We start from the raw sequence: 17,380 nt of genomic DNA, 5'->3' as shown, positions 1-17,380 counted from the left end.
CTTCGAGGGCGTCCTCGAAGGCCTTCTCGGGCGTGTTCTCGGGGGCGTTTTCCGGGGTGGTCATGCCGCTGTGGCCTCCGCAGCCGCTCGGGCCGCCGCCGGGAGGGCGTCGGCGATTCTCTGGACGGCCTGGTCGTCGTGGGCCGTGGACACGAACCAGGACTCGAAGGACGACGGCGGCAGGTACACGCCGTTCGCCAGCAGGGAGTGGAAGAAGGCGGTGTAGCGGAAGGACTCCTGCGCCTTGGCGTCGTCATAGTCACGGACCGGCCGGTCCGTGAAGAAGACGGAGAACATGTTGGAGGCGCTCTGGAGCGTGTGCGCGACACCCTCCTTGGCCAGCGCCTCCGACACCAGGGACTGGATCCGGGTGGAGACGTCGTCGATCCTGGCGTAGGCGGCGTCGTCGAGGAGCCGTAGCTGGGCGAGCCCGGCGGCGGTCGCCACGGGGTTCCCGGAGAGGGTGCCCGCCTGGTAGACGGGCCCGGCGGGGGCGAGGTGCGCCATGATGTCCGCCCGCCCGCCGAAGGCCGCGGCGGGGAAGCCACCGCCCATGACCTTCCCGAAGGTCATCAGGTCGGGCCGCACGCCGTCGATCCCGTACCAACCGGCCCGGCTGGTCCGGAACCCGGTCATGACCTCGTCGGAGATGAAGAGCGCGCCGTTGTTCTGGCAGGCGTCCTTGAGCCCCTGGTTGAAGCCGGGAAGGGGCGGCACGACCCCCATGTTGCCCGGCGAGGCCTCGGTGATCACACAGGCGATCTCGCCGGGGTGCCGGTGGAAGGCCTCCTGCACGGCCTCGAGGTCGTTGTAGGGCAGGACGATGGTGTCGCCGGCCTGCGCGCCGGTGACGCCGGGGGTGTCGGGCAGCGCGAAGGTCGCGACCCCCGAGCCGGCCGCCGCGAGAAGCGAGTCGACGTGCCCGTGGTAGCAGCCGGCGAACTTGATCACCTTGGTGCGCCGGGTGAACCCGCGGGCCAGCCGGATCGCCGACATGGTGGCCTCGGTGCCGCTGGAGACGAGCCGTACCTCCTCCAGGGGCTCGATGCGGGCGACCATCTCCTCGGCGAGCGCGACCTCGCCCTCACCGGGCGTACCGAAGGAGGTACCGCGCGAGACGGCCTCCTGCACGGCGGCGATCACCTCGGGATGCGCGTGCCCGAGGATCATGGGCCCCCAGGAACAGACCAGGTCGACGTACTCCCGGCCGTCGGCGTCCGTCAGGTACGGGCCGGTGCCGGACACCATGAACCGGGGCGTGCCGCCCACGGCGCGGAACGCGCGCACCGGCGAGTTCACACCCCCCGGCGTGACGGCGGACGCACGGTCGAACAGCGCCTGCGATACAGGCGCATCGTATGAATAGGGCAGTTCGCTCATGACCTGCGACTTCTCCGACCTTCTCCGACTTGCTGGACTCCGGTTGTCAGTGACCTCCCAGGGTAGGCCAGCGACGGTCGGGGCCGGCGGGGCCGTCATCCGCTTCACCATCTGCGAAACTGAGTCGGAACGGGCCTGATAGACGTAGCTCACACAGACCGTGTGTCCAGTGGCTGCGAAGATCCTGCGGACAGGTGTTTCAACGCACGTTTCGGCGGGCGGCCGTGGGGGAGGTCACTGACACGATGATCGGGTTGCGCGGCGGGGGCCACGCGTCCTAGAAAAGCAGTCGGGTGGAGATATGCATCGCGGTGGTGGACTGGGCGAGGGGACTGACGACCTGGGTCCTCGACGTGCCCGGCGGGGAAGGCACCGGCGCGACGCTGAGGAAGCCAACGAAGCACGTCAGACGCAGGCACAAGGTGTACCGAGTGAGCCCGAGCGGATCGACCGGATCGATCAGATCGACCGAATCGACCAGATCGAGCGGCTGGACCAGGTCGAGCGGTTCGAGCAGGTCGATCGGCGAGTCGACCAGCGGATCGATCCCCTCCGGGCCGCGAGCAGGAATGGTGGTCGGGTGGGGGTGACGTACAAGTACTTCGGCGCGCCCGACGGCGCGACCGCGGCCCGCGTCCCGATCTCGATGCGCCCCGAGGAACTCGGCGGCGACGAGCTCGGCATGAACGGCATGTTCACCAAGATCAAGCCGGAGACGATGGCCGCGATGGTGCTGACCGGCATCGAAGGCGTCCCCCTCAGCAAGGTGCCCCCGCTGGAACTGGTCGTCCTCCATCCCGACTACGCCGTGGTGAAGCTCCCCATGACGGTCGTGGACCCGCTGCGGGACATAGGCGAGGAAGCGGTGGGCGCGGCGGCCTTCATCTGGTCGACGGTCCCGGACCGGGGCGGCCCCCGGGACGCGTTCAACGTGTACCAGCTGCTCCACGAGTGGCAGGACTTCAGCCACCGCCTGCACGAGGCGGGGCATCAGCCGTACTGCTTGGTGTGGCCGTGAGCTGAGATCTCCACGGTGGCGGGCGAGGTCCTCGGACCTCGCCCTTTTCGTTTTCCGGCCCCCCTTTCCCGGCGCCCTCGAAGCGACGGGAACTCCCGCTGTGGGTCCGGTCGTTCGGGTTCACGGAACGTGTCGACCGCCACGGGGACGGGGCTGGTCTTCGAGCGACCCCGCATGGTGAATGATGATCCGACAGTCACTCACGGCGGTTCATCCGGTGGTGGGACGCGAGTCCAGGACGGAGCCAGGCAGCATGACCTCTCCCCTCAGCGGCAGCAGCGACGCCGGTAGCGGCGGGACCGGCAGCCCCTTCTTGAAGATAGACACGAGCAAGCCCCACCCCGCCCGGATGTACGACTACTTCCTCGGCGGGAAGGACAACTACGAGGTCGACCGGGACGCCGCCGAGCAGTTCATCAAGGTGGCACCCGAGGTGCGGGACGGGGTCCGCGCCAACCGGCACTTCATGCACCGCGCCGTCCGGCACGTCGTCGCTGAGGGCGGTGTCCGGCAGATCCTCGACATCGGTACCGGCCTGCCCACCGAGCCCAACGTGCACCAGATCGCGCACTCCATCGCCCCCGAGACCCGGGTCGCGTACGTCGACAACGATCCGATCGTCAGCACCCACTCGATGGCCCTCATGGCCGACGCCGACACCGGCACCGACGGCCACACCTCGGTCGTCCTGGCCGACCTGAGGGATCCGCGTGCCGTCCTCGACCACCCCGAGGTCCGCAAGATCATCGACTTCGACGAGCCCGTGGCGCTGCTGCTGGTGGCCGTCGTGCACTTCCTCGCCGACGCGGACGACCCGGACGCCGTCGTCGCGACACTCCGCGACGCACTGCCCACCGGTTCCTACCTCGTGCTGTCGCACGCCACGGGCGACGTCCACGAGGACCGGCGCGAGGACGCGGCCTCCGTCTACAACAAGGCCAGCGCCTCCCTGAACCTGCGCCCCCACGCCCGCGTCCTGGACCTCTTCGGCGACTTCACCCTCCTCGACCCGGGCCTGGTCCCGGTCCCGGACTGGCGCCCCGAAGAGCCCCCGAAGCACAACGCCCCACCGATCGGCATCTACGGCGGAGTGGCCCGCAAGAACCACTGACCCACGGGCGTGGAACGGCGGAACGGCCGGTCAGCGTAGGGCGGTTGTCTGGAGGAGGTGGTGGGCCTCCTGGTGGGCCGGGGTTTCGGTTTGTCGGGCGACTTGGCGGAAGGTGTCCTGGGCGGGGCGGGCCGGCCAGTCCTGGGGGAGGTGGCGGGACGGGAGCCGGGGGTCCGTGCGGATCGTCCAGAGCCATTCGCTGACGAGGCGCAGGCGGGTGCCGATCGGGTCCTCGCCCGGTCCCGCGTTCAGGTGGGCCGTCCAGCGCTTGTCGAAGGAGACATAGCGGGCGGCGACGCTCTCCAGGTCCCAGGTGTCGCGGATCATGAGGCCGATGTCGGTGGCCTCGTCGGCGGAGGCGTGGAAGATCTTGACGTGGGCGGTGAGGCCGAGTTCGGCGACGACGGGGGCTACGTCGACCCTCCCCGGCGCGATCCACAGCCCGCTGTACAGCGCGCCGAACCCGGACCAGGCGAGCCGTGAGCGCAGGTCGTGGCGCTCGCGCTGGCGGGACTCGGGGAGCGAGAAGCCGAGCAGCGTCCAGTCGCCGTCCCAGTCGTCGTTGACCGCGCCCTCGCGCCAGATGCGGGTGCGGCCGTCCCGCAGTACACGGGTCGCCTGCTCGGTGAGGCCGAAGTACATCTTGCGGCCCTCCCGCTGCCGCCGCAGCAGGCCCCGGCTGACCATGCGGGTCAGTGTGGACCGTACGGCCTGTTCACCGACGCCGACCCGGCCGAGTACGTCGATGATGCTGCCTGAGTAGACGCACAGGTCGCCCTCTTCCAGGACGTGGTTGCCGAAGAAGGCGAGCATGAGCGACTGCGGGCGCAGCTGCGGGGTGCCGCCGTCCGAGGTGTCCGGCACCTCGTGTGGCATGTCGTGCTGCATGGTGTCCGGGATGTCGTCGTCCTCCACGGGGGAAAGGGTACGACCGCCCGCCGGACGGTGCGGCGGGCGGTCGTGGGGGGCTAGCGGCGGTCGGCCGGGTGGGCGAGGTCGTACGGGCGCAGGTAGGGCGTGGGGCGGTACGCGACGTAGCGGGTGGGGGTCGTCGGATCGGCCGCCGTGGCACGGGAGTTGAGGGCGGCCGGATCGGTGCCCCGCCAGTGCCCGGTGGTGAGGCGGTCCTCCAGGGTGTGCAGGGCGGCGAGCTGCTCGGCGGGGCTGAAGGTGCAGTGGCCCGCGTTGTCGACGTACGCCTGCCGCAGCAGGGCCGAGGACCCGGCGGCGGTCACGGCCCGGTGCAGGGCGTTCTCGGTCTGGACCGGGACGAGGGCGTCACCGATGGTGTGGACGGAGAGCTGCGGCTTGGTGAGCTTCCCGGTGAAGGAGCTGGTACCGCTCATCCATGCCACCGCTGCCGGGTCGGCGGCGATGCGCGGGGCCCGGTTCAGGGTGGCCAGGTCGGCCGTCAGGGACAGTCCGGCCTTCCGGTACAGCTCGGTGACCTCCTTGCGGACGGAGGACCGGCCGAGCAGCTTCGCGTAGTCGACGCCGGTGTTCCAGGACATGTTGCCGCCGGCCCGCACTTCGGCCTCCTGCCGCCGGTTGAAGGCGGCGATCTTCAGCAGCCCCTTGACGGCGTCGTACTGGTTGGCCTGCTGCGCGTCCCAGTCGGTCGCGGCGGGCCGGGGCTGCGTCGGCTGGTTCCAGACCGGGATGTTGTGCAGGGCGGCGGCGAGGGCGATCCGGGCCCGGCCGACGGCTGTCGTCTGCGCCGAGTCGACCGCGGCCGTCAGGGTGTTCGCCGCCTCGGTGGCGGCCGTCTGGTCCGCGAGGTCCACCAGCGGGACGTCGGAGCCGGGCGCGAGGAGGGTCTTGACGGCGAAGGCCGGGTCGAGGGTGTTGTTCCAGTTGGCGACACCGCCCTGGACCAGGCCGCACAGCGCGACGGAGCCGTCGATGCGGTCCGGATGGCGTTCGGCGATGGCCGTGGTGACGAGCCCGCCGTAGGACCGCCCCCAGGCGATCGTCCGGCCGGCCGCGCCGAAGCGGCCGGTGAAGGCGGCGAGCGCGGCGAGCTGGTCGGGCACCGCGTCCGTCACCGCCCAGCCCGTCGTGGCGTACGAGGAGCCGACGAGCGCGTAGCCCTGCTCCAGGAGGAGGGTCTTCGTGGCCTCGTCCGGGGCGTCCTGCGCGGGGTTGGCGGGACCGGACGTGTAACCGTGGCTGAAGAGCAGCACGGTTCCGTTCCAGGCTGCGGGCACGTCCATCATGTACGTGGCGCCGGAGGGGAGTCGGCCCTCGACATGGCTCGTGTCCGTCGCGGCCGCCGCCGTCGAGGCCGGCAGGGCGGTGACGGCGAGCAGGACGGCAGCCACCCAGGCGGTGCGCGTACGCGACCGGGTGGGGACGGGGGTGGGGGGCGTCATGCGGAGATCTCCTGCGTGTGGGGGGCGTCGGAGCCTTCGGCGGGGTCCGCGGTGTCGGCGAGGGACGTCCGACTGGTCTCGCGTACGAAGAGGACGGTCACCGCGGTGACCGCGGCACCGCCGCAGAGCAGCAGGGAGACGGGGGTGCTGTTGCCGCTCCCCGCCACCAGGCTGCCGGCGATCATCGGGGAGAAGCCGGCGCCGATGAGGGTGGCGCCCTGGTAGCCGAGGGAGGCGCCGGTGTAGCGGACCCGGGTGCCGAACATCTCGGTGAGCAGGGCGCCCAGCGGGCCGTACATCGTGGACTGGGCGATGCCGTGACCGAGGACGACGGCGAGGATGAGCAGCCCGGGCGACCCGGAGTCGACCAGCGCGAGGACGGGGAAGGCCAGCGCCGCCGAGGCGAGCGCTCCGGCGAGGACGACCGGACGGCGGCCGACCCGGTCGGAGAGCGCGGAGGCGCAGGGCAGCACGACGAGGGCGACGGCGGCGGACACCGTGAGCGCGGTGAGCACCTGCGGGCGGGCGTAGCCGATGCCGGTGGCGTACGCGATCAGGTAGCTGGTGAGCAGCGACTGGGCGGTGAAGGCACCGATGCCCACGCAGCAGGCCAGCAGGACCGGGCGCGGTCGCCGCAGTACGTCGAGGATGGGCAGCCGCGACTCGGCGCGGTCCTTCTTCACCTCGGCGAACAGCGGGCTCTCGACGACCTTGAGGCGGACGAAGAGCCCGACGCCGAGCAGCACCACGCTCAGCAGGAACGGCACCCGCCAGCCCCAGGCCGCGAACTCGTCCTTGGGCAGCGTGACGACGAACGTGACGACGGCGGTGGAGAGCAGGGAGCCGAGCGGGGCCCCCATCTGCGTGAAGCTGGACCACAGTCCGCGCCGCCGCTCGCCCGCGTGCTCGACGACCATGAGCGTGGCGCCGCCCCACTCACCGCCGATGGCGAGGCCCTGCACGACCCGCAGGGTGATCAGCAGCACCGGCGCCCACACGCCGATCGTGTCGTACGTGGGCAGTAGTCCGACGAGGAAACTCGCGCCGCCCATCAGGCCCATGGTGAGCAGCAGCATCGACTTGCGGCCGAGCCGGTCGCCGAAGTGCCCGAAGAGGATGCCGCCGAGCGGGCGGGCGACATAGCCGGCGGCGAAGGTGCCGAACGCGGCGATGGTGCCGACGGCGGGGTCGGCACCGGGGAAGAACAGCTCGCCGAAGACGAGGGCGGCGACGGTTCCGTAGACGAGGAAGTCGTAGAACTCCACGGCGGTGCCGAGCAGCCCGGAGGCGGCGACCACGCGCAGCTGCCGGGTCCGCTCGGCGGTCGCGGACGGGGACGGGGATGCGGATGGTGATGGTGACGGTGATGCGACGGGGGACGGGGGCATCGCGGTCTCCCTTGACCGGGGGAAGGACACCGTGAAGTTAGGCCTTCAAATAACTGCCGTCAAGAAAGTGCACAACATTGACTCATGCCGGCGCGGGCCACCGCCTCCAGCGGAGCACGGTGACCCGCCCGGGTCATGCCGGAGCTTGTACGGGCCGTATGGGTCGTACGGGTCGCAGGGGTCGTACGAGGTCGCGCGTGCCGTGCGGATCAGGCCGCGAGGGTGGCGGGTTCGTCCGCCGGTTCCTCCTCCAGGAGGTCCGCCAGGGTCGCCCGAGCCCGCGCGACGCGCGAACGCACGGTGCCCACCGGGCAGCCGCTCGCCTCCGCCGCCTCCGCGTAGGGCAGCCCGGCCAGCTGCGTGAGGACGAACGCCTCCCGCCGCTCGGCCGGGAGCGAGGCCAGCAGGTCCAGCAGGACGACGCCGTCGTCGAAGCCCGGCAGGTCGCGCGGCTGGCAGCGCTCGGCGGCCAGTTGCCAGTCCGGTACGTCGGACAGCCGGGGCCGGGTGGCGGCGTACCGATAGCTGTCGATCACGGCCCGGCGGGCGATGGACAGCAGCCAGGAACGGGCCGAGGAGCGGCCCTCGAACCGGTGCAGGCTGCCGAGGGCGCGCAGGAAGGTGTCCTGGGCGAGGTCGTCGGCCGCCTGGGGATCGGCGCACAGGTAGGAGACGTAGCGCAGGACGTCACGGTGCAGGGCGCGTACGAAGCGCTCGACCGCGTCCGCGTCACCGGCCCGGGCGGCGAGCGCCCACGCGGTGATCGACTCGTCGAGTGCGGCGGCCTGGGACGTGTGGGAAACATGGGGTGCCTGGGGTGCCTGGGGTGCCTTCACGGCAGACGTGATCACCTGGTGTCCTTCTCGGATCATCCACGAGGGCATGAGGGTGAGACGGCCCCACGCCCGTCTGCGCGGGCGTACGGCCGTGACCCGGGGCGCACAGGGGCAGCCCCGGGTCGCCTGCTGCCGGCCTGTCGTCGGACGTCGGAAGTCAGCTGTCGGACGTCACGTGCCGGACGTCAGATGTCAGCTGTCGGATGTCGGATGTCAGACGGCGACAGCGGTCCCCGGGGGCGGACCCCGAGTGGTGATCGCGTGGGTGAGAAGGAGCAGCCGGGGCGCCCGTGCCGAGCGGCGGCGGCGGAACCGGACGCGTGGCCGGTCCGGGGTGACGGGCACGGCGAGCAGCAGCCGCAGCGGCGCGGCCAGCCGTCCGGCCAACGCCCGCAGGATCCGGAACGCGGCCTTCTCGCCGTGCGCCAGCCACAGCCCGCACAACAGCGCGGCGAGCAGGTGGGCAGCGAGCATGCCGAACGAGGAGGAACCGCCCTCTCCGGCCCCCTCCCCCAGATGACTCATGTGACCCATGTGACTCACGTGGCTCATGTGGCCGATATGACTCACGGGATCCGTGTGGCCCATGTCCATGTCCATGGAGTCCATGTACAGGGAGCCCATATGCGTCGAGCCCATGTCCATGGAACCCATGCCCGCGGACGCCGCGGCACCGGACTCCGGCCCGGCCAGCGAGAACGCCGAGTGCAGGGCCGTCTGGGCGGCGACCACGACCGTCACGATCGGCGGCAGCCCGCGCTCCCGGCCCGCCAGGCACCAGCCCGCGATCCCGGTGACGGCCACGCCCGCGGCCAGCGCCCACGCGGGCACCTGGGCCCCGGACATCATCACGTGGCCCAGGGCGGCGAGCAGCACGCAGACCGCCGCGAACAGCGCGGCCCGTAGCGTGCGAGTACACCACCCAGCAGTCATGGCGCCTCATCCTTGCATCCGGACACCGACCGTCTTACGGGGGTACGGAATTCACCCCCGCCCGGAACTCAATGCGCCGCATATGACCTGCCTCACCTCGTCTCACCCCGCGGGCCGCGGCGCGCGGTTCCCCCGAAGGGTCTAGTCCACCGCGCAGAAGGCGCCCACCCCGCCGACGCTGGGACGGGGCGTGTCGGTCGTGCCCTGTCCATTGAGCAGCGGAGGTGCCGGTGAGCGGTTGCGCCGAACGCGTGCGGATCGCGGTCATCGGGGACTGCCCGGTCTTCCGGCACGGCATCTCGAACCTCATCAGCGCCGCTCCCGACCTTCACCTGGTCGCCACCGCGCCGTCGATCGAGAGCGCGGACGGCAAGCTGCGCGGCGTGCAGGTCGTCCTGATGGACCTCCAGCAGCCCGCCCCGAGACTCGCCGCGACCGTGACGAAGCTGCGGCTGAGGGGGCACGCCGTCCTCGTGCTGTCGTCCTCACCGCACCTGGACGCGGTTCAGGCGCTCCAGGCGGGAGCCAGCGGATATCTGAGCCGGCAGGCGGAGGCGCACGAAGTGCTGGCGGCGATCCGGACCGTGGGTTCGGGCCGCAGTTATGTCTCCGCCCCCGCCAGCCGTCTGGTGGGGCTGTCCCCCCATTTCACGGACCGGGAGCAGGAAATCCTGCGCCTGCTGGCGAATGGTTCAACGGACCACGAAATCGCCGCGGAACTGGGCATCAGCAAACACACCGTCCATTCGCACCTCGACCGAATCGGCGAGAAGACGGGCTCCCGACGCCGTCCCGACCTGACCCGAATCGCCGTGGAACACGGTCTCACCAGCCTGGAATAGAGCCCTCGGCGAGCTCTGCCGCAGGTGCGCCGTGAGGGGTGCCGTGGGTAGTCCTACCCCGTGCGGCGTGGGCATTTAACGCCCTTGACCTGGGGCGATCCAGCCCCGATCTTGGGAGAGGACCACTTCACCGCGTCCGTCGGAACAGCGAACAGGCGCCACCCCTCGGGGCCATTCGCAGCATGAGCCGACCAGCTAGGAGAAGTCATGCGTAATCGTCTCGCAATCATCGCCGCCGCGGCGGTACTCCCGATGACAGCCGCAATCTCGCTCGCAACGGCGACGCAAGCGGGAGCGGACCCGAAGAGCCCGAGGGTCGTGGTCGCGGGCACCGTAGAGGACTGCGACAACGACAATCCGCCCACTGAAGTTCAATTCACGGTGGGCAAGGAAGCTCCGTCTGACGACTCACCGCGGGTGGAGGACGACGGCCTCTACAAGGTCACCTTCAAGAACATTCCCAAGAAGGGCGTCAAGGGACAGGCTGTCGTCACCTGTGAAGATGACACGTACACCCAGAAAGTCACCATCAAGCGGCCGGCCAACAAGAAGCCTCTGCGAATCGACCTCGCGCCGTGAACCCTGACCGGTGACCAGCCGCCGCACGGCGTCCGCCTGAACACGGGCGGACGCCGTGCGGTAGCCGACGGATGGACGGCCCAGCGGCGGAAGGCCCGTTCTGGGCCGCGGCCGGATCCACACACCGCGTCCTTCAGCCCCTCTCCCCCGGCCCGTCCGGCAGCCCGCCCCCCACCGTGAACCCGATCACCGAGCCGCCCCCCGCCCGCCGGAACGCGAAGGGTGCGCCCCCGTGTGCCAGGGCCACCTCGCGCACGATCGAGAGGCCGAGACCCGAGCCCGGCAGGGAGCGGGCGTCGGCGGCGCGGTAGAAGCGGTCGAAGACGCGGGTCAGGTCGGCCTCGGCGATGCCGGGGCCGCGGTCGAGGACCTCGATGCGGACGACCCCCGGCCGGGACGGCCCGGTGACGGCGATCTCGACGGGTGCCCCGCCCTCACGGTCGAACTTGGTCGCGTTCTCCACGAGGTTGGAGACCGCCCGCTGGAGCATGGCCGGCCGGCCGTAGAGGGTGGTATCGCCGCTCGTCCGGATCAGGACCGGCCGCCCGGTGCGGCGCCGGGCGAGGCCCGCGACCTCCTCCGCGAGGTCGGCGAGGTCCAGCCGCCGCGGCGGCTCGGTGTCGGACTGGCCGGCCGCGAGGTCGACGAGCTCGTTGACCAGGTCGGTCAGTTCCCGGGCCTCCTGGGTCAGATCCGCCACCAGTTCGTCACGGGTGTCCGGCGGCAGCTCGTCGATGCGGCGCAGCAGCGAGATGTTCGTCCGCAGCGAGGTGAGCGGCGTACGCAGTTCGTGCCCCGCGTCCTGGACCAGCCGCCGCTGGTCCTCCTCCGACTGGGCGAGCCGGCCGAGCATGCGGTCGAAGGCTCGGCCCAGCCGGCCCACCTCGTCGTGGCCGGTGACCGGCACCTGCACGCCGAGCCGGCGGGTGCGGGCGACGTCCTCGGCGGCGGTGGTGAGGATCACCAGGCGGTGGGTGATGCGCCGGGCCAGCCACCAGCCGAACAGCCCCGCGGCCGTCACGACCGCGATCATCAGGATCAGGGTGCGCTGCTGGAGGGCGCGCAGCAGGTCCTCGGTGTCGCTGAACTCCTGCGCCACCTGGACCGCGCCCCGGCTGCCGCCCAGCGAGACGGTCGCGATGCGGTAGACGTCGCTGCCGACGTCGACGTCCTCGTGCTCGGTGATCCGCCCGGCCGCCGCGGCCCCCGCGACCGTGCGGTCGGCGGGCCGGACGGGCAGTCCCGGGGTGCCGCTGTCCACGACCGAGCCGTCCGCGCCCAGCACCTGCACGTCCGTACGGGCCGGTCGCACGATGTCGTGTCCCGGCGCGGACGAGGAGAAGTCCTCCGCCGCCATCCGGTGGTCGCGCACCTCGTCCCGCAGGTCCTGCACGACCTCGTCGAACACCGACTCCTGGTCCACCCGGACCAGCCGGGCGGCCGCCGAGTACGACAGGACGCCGACGAGCACGGTGACCGCGGCCGTCACGGCCGCGAAGGACACCGCGAAGGTGGTCCGCAGTGACACCAGCTTCGGCCGCGGCCGGGACAGCAACCGACGCAGACGACTCACTCGCGTCCTCGTCTCACTCGCGCCCTCGCCTCACTGTCGCCCTCACCTCACGCTCGACCTCGTCGCTCAGTCTTCCCGCAGCACGTAGCCCACCCCGCGCACGGTGTGGATCAGCTGCGGGGCGCCGGGCTGGTCGAGTTTGCGGCGCAGATAGCCGACGTAGACGGCGAGGTTCTTGGAGCCGGGACCGAAGTCGTAGCCCCAGATACGGTCGTAGATCGTGGAGTGGTCCAGGACGATCCCGGCGTTGCGCGCCAGCAGTTCCAGCAGCTCGAACTCGGTCCGGGTCAGCTCCAGCTCGCGCCCGCCCCGCCACGCGCGCCGCGCCTGCGGGTCCATCCGCAGCCCGGCCGCCTCCACGTGCCGCTCCGTACCCCGCTTCGGGGCCTCGGGTACCGGCACGACGGCATCGGGGGCGGCGTCGGGGTTGGTGCGCCGCAGCAGCGCCCGCAGCCGGGCGAAGACCTCCTCGACGTCGAACGGCTTCACGACGTAGTCGTCGGCGCCCGCGTCCAGACCGGCGATCCGGTCGGCGGTCTCGACCAGCGCGGTCAGCATCAGGATGGGCGTGCGGTCGCCCTCGGCGCGCAGCACCCGGCAGACCTGGAGGCCGTCGATGCCGGGCATCATCACGTCGAGGACGAGCACGTCCGGCGGGTTCTTGTGGGCGTGCGCCAGCGCCTCGACCCCATCGGCGACCGCGGTCACCCGGTAGCCCTCCAGGGCCAGGGCGCGTTCCAGGGCGTTGCGGATGGCACGGTCGTCTTCGGCGAGCAGCACGGTGGGAGACACCAGGCCAGTCTGCCAAGGCCTCCGGCGGTTGGGCGGTGGGGACGGTCCTACGATCACCCTTCTTACTTGGCTCTCACCGTCCGGCCGGGTAGGCATACCGGGGGGGCTGCCGCCCCCAGACCCCCGCATCGGCCTGAACGGCCTCGTCCTCAATCGCCGGACGGGCTGAATTTCCCCGCCCGGCGATCAGGAGGTCAGCGCAACGACGGGGGGATTTCCCCGCCCGGCACGCAAGAGAGCAGCGCCGGACGGGCTGAATTTCCCCGTCCGGCGCTCAAGAGGGCACCGGTCAGCGGTTACCGGGCGGCCAGGGCCGCCAGCTGGTCGGCGAAGGGGACCACCTTGAACTCGCTCTTCTCATCCTTCTCGGCCTTCCCGTCCTGCAGCGGGGCGGACGGCTTGGACGGTGCCGACAGGCCCGTCATCAGCGTCGCCAGCTCGGACGCCGCCCGCTCGATCCGTTCGGGCAGGCCCTCCGCGCCCCAGTCCTCCGAGGCGGCGTAGACGGCGGTCGGGACGACCACGGCGCGCAGGTACGAGAAGAGCGGCCGCAGGGCGTGTTCGAGCACCAGCGAGTGCCGCGCGGAGCCACCCGTGGCGCCGATCAGCACCGGCTTGCCCGCCAACGCGTCCGGGTCGATCACGTCGAAGAACGACTTGAACAGGCCGCTGTAGGACGCGGAGAACACCGGGGTGACGACGATCAGCCCGTCCGCCGCCGTCACCGCCGCCAGCGCGGCCGCCAGTTTCCGGCCGGGGAAGCCGTTGGTGAAGTTGTGGGCGATCTCGACGGCGAGGTCGCGCAGCTCCACGACCTCCACCTCCACGTCCACTCCCGCCGGGGTCCGACCGGCGGTCGCGGCCGACAGCCGGTCGGCCAGCAGCCGGGTCGACGACGGGACGCTCAGCCCCGCCGAGACGACGACGAGCCTCATGCGACGTTCACCCCTTCCTGGGAAGCCGGGGAGCCCTGGGAAGCCGGGGAGCCCTGGGCGGTCTGGGCGGCCTTGAGCAGCGACTCGTGGGTGGGCGCGTCCGGCACGTCGGCCGGCCGGCCGACGGCGAACTCCTTGCGCAGCACCGGCACGACCTCCTCGCCGAGCAGGTCGAGCTGCTCGAGCACGGTCTTCAGCGGCAGCCCCGCGTGGTCCAGCAGGAACAGCTGGCGCTGGTAGTCGCCGGCGTACTCGCGGAACTTGAGCGTCTTCTCGATGACCTGCTCCGGCGTGCCGACGGTCAGCGGGGTCTGGTCGGTGAAGTCCTCCAGGGACGGCCCGTGACCGTAGACCGGCGCGTTGTCGAAGTACGGCCGGAACTCGCGCACCGCGTCCTGGGAGTTCTTCCGCATGAAGACCTGCCCGCCGAGCCCCACGATGGCCTGCTCGGGCGTGCCGTGTCCGTAGTGCGCGTACCGGGCGCGGTACAGCTCGACCATCTGCTTCGTGTGGTCGGCCGGCCAGAAGATGTTGTTGTGGAAGAAGCCGTCGCCGTAGAACGCGGCCTGCTCGGCGATCTCGGGCGAGCGGATGGAGCCGTGCCAGACGAACGGCGGCACGTCGTCCAGCGGGCGGGGCGTGGAGGTGAAGCCCTGCAGGGCGGTGCGGAACTTGCCCTCCCAGTCGACGACGTCCTCGCGCCACAGCCTGCGCAGCAGGGCGTAGTTCTCGATGGCGAGGTTGATGCCCTGCCGGATGTCCTGGCCGAACCAGGGGTAGACCGGACCGGTGTTCCCGCGCCCCATCATGAGGTCGACGCGCCCGTCGGCCAGATGCTGGAGCATCGCGAAGTCCTCGGCGATCTTCACCGGGTCGTTGGTGGTGATGAGCGTGGTCGAGGTGGAGAGGACCAGCTTCTCCGTCCGCGCGGCTATGTAGCCGAGCATCGTCGTCGGCGACGAGGGCACGAACGGCGGGTTGTGGTGCTCGCCGGTGGCGAAGACGTCGAGGCCGACCTCCTCCGCCTTCTGCGCGATGGCGACCATGGCCTTGATCCGCTCGCGCTCGGTCGGCGTACGGCCCGTGGTGGGGTCCGGCGTGACATCGCCGACGCTGAAGATCCCGAACTGCATGGTCGCTCAACCTCCAAAGTTGTTGACCGTTAAACTATACCGCCCTAACGGCATCCCTCCTCCGTCTATTCCGCCCTGCCTGGTTGCACCGGCAGCCCCGGCTGTCGGTGCCCCGTCCTACGATCCGGACATGGCCACCCCACGCCGTGACACCCGAGGCATCGTCGACGCGGCGGACTTCCTCGCACGCGTGCGCTTCCGCCGCCCCGAGCCGGCCCCGCCCCTGCGTCCCTACGTCGAGCACTACTGGCTGATCGACTGGGACCTGGCCGAGCCGTACGTCTCCCACGTGGTCCCGCATCCCGCGGTCCACCTCGTGTTCCAGCGGTTCGAGGGGCAGGAACCCTTCGTCGAGATCGCCGGCGTCCAGCAGGGCCTCTTCAGCCAGAAACTGGAGGGCCGGGGGCGGGTGTGCGGCGTCAAGTTCCGTCCGGGCGGCTTCCGCCCGTTCGCCCCCGAGCCCCCGGTCTCCCACTGGACGGGCCGCCGGGTCCACCTCACCGGCATCGACCCGGCCCCGGTCCTGGACCCGGCCGACGAGGAGGCCCGGGTGGCAGCCCTCGACGCACACCTCCTGGCGGCCCGCGTCCCCCGCCCGGACCCCCAGGCCGACCTCGCGATGACCCTCGTCGACCGCATCCGCACCGACCGCGCGATGCGCAGGGTGGCGGACCTCGCGAGCGACGAGGGACTGTCGGTACGCCTGCTCCAGCGCCTGTTCGCCGCGTACGTCGGCGTGGGCCCCAAATGGGTGATCCTGCGCTACCGCATCCACGAGGCCCTGGAACGGGCGGAGGCCGAGAGGGCGGTGGACTGGGCGGCCCTGGCCGCGGACCTGGGCTACGCGGACCAGGCCCACCTGGTCCGCGACTTCACCACGACGGTCGGGGTCCCCCCTGCCACCTACGCCAGGCATCGCGGCCCATGAGCGGCCCGGAGCCGATCCCCACGCGGCTCCCACGCGGCTCCCGCGCGGCTCCCGCGCGACTTCGCCCGGCCCCCGCAGCCCCCTGCACTCGACCCTCGTCTCTCGCCCCCCCCCCGGCTAAGGCACCAGCACCAGTCGCCCGCGGACCCCGCCCTCCGCCAGTCGTGCGTGTGCCTTCGCGGCGTCCTCCAGGGCGAACGTGTCGGCCACCCGGAGGGTCAGCTCGCCCGCGTCCACCGACCGCACCAGCTCCGCCAGCCGGGCCCCGTCCGCGCTCACCTCGACGGCCTCGGTCCGCACCCCCCGCTCCGGCGCGGGCTGAGCCTGCGGAATCACCCCCACGTACGCGCCGCCGTCCCGCACCAGGGCCAGCGCCTCGGCGCCGAGCACCGCCGCGTCCAGCACCGCGTCGAAACTCCCCGCGCCGCCCGCGAAGCGCGTGGCCCCCAGCGACCGGACGAACTCCTCGTCCTGCGCCCGAGCCAGCGCGGCGACCTTCACGCCGCGCCGCGCGGCCAGCTGGACGGCATACCCGCCGACCGCTCCCGCACCGCCCGTGACCAGCAACGAATCCCCCGGCGACAGGGCCAGCAGATCCAGCGCCTGCGCAGCGGTCAGCGCGTTCAGCGGCAGCGTCGCCGCGTGCACCGCGTCCACGGAAGCCGGCGCGAGCGCCACCGCGTCCGCGTCGACGACGACGTACTCCGCGTGCGTACCGAGCGGCTTGACCATCCCGTAGTCGAGCGCCACGACCTCCTCCCCCACGTTCCACGCGGCCGCCACCCCCACCGCGTCCACGGTCCCGGCGACGTCCCAGCCGAGTCCGACCTGCTTGCCCGCGCCGCCGAAGACCCCGGAGCGCACCCCGGCGTCCACCGGGTTCAACGTGGCCGCCGCCACCTTGATCCGCACCTGCCGGGCGGCCGGCTCCGGCAGCTCCGCGTCCACGAGCTCGACGGCCTCGGGCCCGCCGAACGTCCGCACCACTGCTGCACGCATGACAACTCCCCTGGATAGGCGGGTACTTGCGGGTATCTCCCGCTTCCCTCCTGCTGTCACAACCCTAGGAAGAGTTACTATCCAGGGGGAAGTAGTTACCTGAAGGTGCCTACGTCACCAGGAGGAGAGCCACCATGGCCACCACGACCGCCGCCCAGCGGCGCGAGCAGGCCCGCAGCGAGTACGACGCCTTCCTTCGCGACTGCCCGACCAACCAGCTCCTGGACCGGCTCAGCGACAAGTGGGTCAGCCTGGTCGTCTCGGCCCTCGCCCCCGGCCCCCAGCGCTACAGCGACCTGGCCCGCAGGATCGCCGGCGTCAGCCCCAAGATGCTCACCCAGACCCTGCGCACCCTGGAACGCGACGGCATCCTCACCCGCACGGTCACCCCGTCAGTCCCCGTCCGCGTCGACTACGAGCTGACCCCCCTCGGCAGCAACCTCGCGCTGCTGCTGACGGCCGTGAAGAACTGGGCGGAGATCCACTTCGACGAGGTCCAGGAGGCCCGCCGACGCTACGACGGGGACGACACCGACGTCTGAGCGGCGCCGCTCGGTTCCG

At 71.5% G+C, this 17,380-nt stretch carries 17 protein-coding genes; 6 read left to right on the top strand and 11 right to left on the bottom strand.

What is annotated here, in order from left to right; translation table 11 throughout:
- Positions 1 to 60 precede the first annotated feature (60 nt).
- Positions 61 to 1,380 (bottom strand): glutamate-1-semialdehyde 2,1-aminomutase, encoded by a 1,320-nt coding sequence (gene hemL, locus ACFVYS_RS07015; RefSeq protein ID WP_362567925.1) that lies wholly within the window; start codon positions 1,378 to 1,380, stop codon positions 61 to 63.
- A gap of 580 nt (positions 1,381 to 1,960) precedes the next feature.
- Between hemL and ACFVYS_RS07010 the strand changes: the two genes are divergently transcribed.
- Both ACFVYS_RS07010 and ACFVYS_RS07005 read left to right on the top strand, forming a co-directional pair.
- A complete protein-coding gene (locus ACFVYS_RS07010; RefSeq protein WP_020130078.1) occupies positions 1,961 to 2,398 on the top strand; it encodes a hypothetical protein in 438 nt (145 codons plus the stop codon).
- 253 nt (positions 2,399 to 2,651) lie between these two features.
- Complete coding sequence (locus tag ACFVYS_RS07005; RefSeq protein ID WP_389499606.1) at positions 2,652 to 3,509, top strand: SAM-dependent methyltransferase; 858 nt, start codon at positions 2,652 to 2,654, stop codon at positions 3,507 to 3,509.
- A gap of 30 nt (positions 3,510 to 3,539) precedes the next feature.
- Here the strand turns inward: ACFVYS_RS07005 and ACFVYS_RS07000 are convergent, their stop codons facing one another.
- The 5 genes from ACFVYS_RS07000 to ACFVYS_RS06980 form a co-directional block, all read right to left on the bottom strand.
- Entirely contained in the window at positions 3,540 to 4,424 is an 885-nt protein-coding gene (locus ACFVYS_RS07000; RefSeq protein WP_389499604.1) for a PaaX family transcriptional regulator C-terminal domain-containing protein, read from the bottom strand.
- A gap of 53 nt (positions 4,425 to 4,477) precedes the next feature.
- Complete coding sequence (locus tag ACFVYS_RS06995; RefSeq protein WP_389499603.1) at positions 4,478 to 5,881, bottom strand: alpha/beta hydrolase family protein; 1,404 nt, start codon at positions 5,879 to 5,881, stop codon at positions 4,478 to 4,480.
- Positions 5,878 to 7,269 (bottom strand): MFS transporter, encoded by a 1,392-nt coding sequence (locus ACFVYS_RS06990; RefSeq protein ID WP_389499601.1) that lies wholly within the window; start codon positions 7,267 to 7,269, stop codon positions 5,878 to 5,880. The genes ACFVYS_RS06995 and ACFVYS_RS06990 overlap by 4 nt, the downstream gene beginning before the upstream one ends.
- A 209-nt stretch (positions 7,270 to 7,478) precedes the next feature.
- On the bottom strand, positions 7,479 to 8,120 hold the full coding sequence (locus tag ACFVYS_RS06985) for a sigma-70 family RNA polymerase sigma factor (RefSeq protein WP_389499600.1): 642 nt from the start codon (positions 8,118 to 8,120) through the stop codon (positions 7,479 to 7,481).
- Positions 8,121 to 8,318: 198 nt separating this feature from the next.
- Entirely contained in the window at positions 8,319 to 9,038 is a 720-nt protein-coding gene (locus ACFVYS_RS06980) for a hypothetical protein (protein WP_389499598.1), read from the bottom strand.
- Positions 9,039 to 9,268: 230 nt separating this feature from the next.
- On the opposite strand from ACFVYS_RS06980, the gene ACFVYS_RS06975 reads away from it, so the two are divergent.
- Together ACFVYS_RS06975 and ACFVYS_RS06970 are read left to right on the top strand one after the other, a co-directional pair.
- The gene (locus tag ACFVYS_RS06975; RefSeq protein ID WP_389499596.1) at positions 9,269 to 9,880 is read left to right on the top strand and encodes a LuxR C-terminal-related transcriptional regulator; all 612 of its coding nucleotides are present in this window, start codon (positions 9,269 to 9,271) and stop codon (positions 9,878 to 9,880) included.
- Between the two features lie 207 nt (positions 9,881 to 10,087).
- Positions 10,088 to 10,459: a hypothetical protein gene (locus tag ACFVYS_RS06970; protein WP_389499595.1), complete on the top strand. Its 372-nt coding sequence runs from the start codon at positions 10,088 to 10,090 to the stop codon at positions 10,457 to 10,459.
- Between the two features lie 133 nt (positions 10,460 to 10,592).
- On the opposite strand, the gene ACFVYS_RS06965 is transcribed toward ACFVYS_RS06970, so the two are convergent.
- The 4 genes from ACFVYS_RS06965 to ACFVYS_RS06950 form a co-directional block, all read right to left on the bottom strand.
- On the bottom strand, positions 10,593 to 12,032 hold the full coding sequence (locus ACFVYS_RS06965) for an ATP-binding protein (RefSeq protein WP_389499594.1): 1,440 nt from the start codon (positions 12,030 to 12,032) through the stop codon (positions 10,593 to 10,595).
- 66 nt (positions 12,033 to 12,098) lie between these two features.
- Entirely contained in the window at positions 12,099 to 12,812 is a 714-nt protein-coding gene (locus ACFVYS_RS06960; RefSeq protein WP_389499909.1) for a response regulator transcription factor, read from the bottom strand.
- A 308-nt stretch (positions 12,813 to 13,120) separates the two neighbouring features.
- On the bottom strand, positions 13,121 to 13,759 hold the full coding sequence (locus ACFVYS_RS06955) for a CE1759 family FMN reductase (protein WP_389499592.1): 639 nt from the start codon (positions 13,757 to 13,759) through the stop codon (positions 13,121 to 13,123).
- Positions 13,756 to 14,892 carry an LLM class flavin-dependent oxidoreductase gene (locus tag ACFVYS_RS06950; protein WP_389499591.1) on the bottom strand — a complete coding sequence of 379 codons (1,137 nt, stop codon included), beginning with the start codon at positions 14,890 to 14,892 and terminating at the stop codon, positions 13,756 to 13,758. Before ACFVYS_RS06950 ends, ACFVYS_RS06955 begins: the two co-directional genes overlap by 4 nt.
- 130 nt (positions 14,893 to 15,022) lie before the next feature.
- Between ACFVYS_RS06950 and ACFVYS_RS06945 the strand changes: the two genes are divergently transcribed.
- On the top strand, positions 15,023 to 15,820 hold the full coding sequence (locus tag ACFVYS_RS06945; protein ID WP_389499590.1) for a DUF6597 domain-containing transcriptional factor: 798 nt from the start codon (positions 15,023 to 15,025) through the stop codon (positions 15,818 to 15,820).
- 117 nt (positions 15,821 to 15,937) lie between these two features.
- Here ACFVYS_RS06945 and ACFVYS_RS06940 read toward each other — a convergent pair whose 3' ends face one another.
- The gene (locus ACFVYS_RS06940) at positions 15,938 to 16,819 is read right to left on the bottom strand and encodes an NADP-dependent oxidoreductase (protein WP_389499588.1); all 882 of its coding nucleotides are present in this window, start codon (positions 16,817 to 16,819) and stop codon (positions 15,938 to 15,940) included.
- Positions 16,820 to 16,953: 134 nt separating this feature from the next.
- On the opposite strand from ACFVYS_RS06940, the gene ACFVYS_RS06935 reads away from it, so the two are divergent.
- Positions 16,954 to 17,361 carry a winged helix-turn-helix transcriptional regulator gene (locus ACFVYS_RS06935; RefSeq protein WP_389499586.1) on the top strand — a complete coding sequence of 136 codons (408 nt, stop codon included), beginning with the start codon at positions 16,954 to 16,956 and terminating at the stop codon, positions 17,359 to 17,361.
- Positions 17,362 to 17,380 lie beyond the last annotated feature (19 nt).

This window comes from Streptomyces sp. NPDC058295, from assembly GCF_042880655.1.
Lineage (GTDB): Bacteria > Actinomycetota > Actinomycetes > Streptomycetales > Streptomycetaceae > Streptomyces > Streptomyces coriariae.
The sequence above is the reverse complement of the archived record's forward strand: the minus strand, read 5'-3'. Positions and strand labels throughout refer to the sequence as shown.